This is a genomic window from Pseudomonas sp. AIG, from assembly GCF_977020205.1.
In genome coordinates, this window is record NZ_CDROCK010000142.1 from 1 (window position 1) to 458 (window position 458).

The window sequence follows — 458 nt, forward strand, 5'->3', positions numbered from 1 at the left end:
CGCGACTACTGCGTGCAGTACGACGAATCCGACCTGCATTTCATCCAGCGCCTGTGCGAAGAAGAAGGCATTCACTTCCACTTCCAGCACAGCAGCAGCGGCCACAAACTGGTATTTGGCGACGACCAGACCGTGTTCCGCAAGCTGAAACCGGTGAGCTACCAGCAAGACTCCGGCATGGCCGCCGACAAACCGGTGATCAAGCGTTTCAACCTGCGTCTGGAAACCCGCACCACCCGCGTCAGCCGCCGCGACTACGACTTCGAAAAACCGCAGATCCTTCCCGAAGGCACCGCGAAAAGTACCTTTGCCCCGGACCTCGAAGACTACGACTACCCCGGCCGCTTCACCACCCGCGAGCGCGGCAAGTTCCTTTCCACCCGCGCCCTCGAACGCCATCGCAGCGACTACAAACTCGCCGAAGGCAAAGGTGACGAGCCGACCCTCACCAGCGGCCA

At 61.1% G+C, this 458-nt stretch carries 1 protein-coding gene; it reads left to right on the forward strand.

The genetic code is table 11. The annotated features are described in order from the left end of the window. The coding region (locus tag ACWR1S_RS30905) for a contractile injection system protein, VgrG/Pvc8 family (RefSeq protein WP_454566147.1) at nt 1–458 on the forward strand (458 nt) is incomplete at both ends.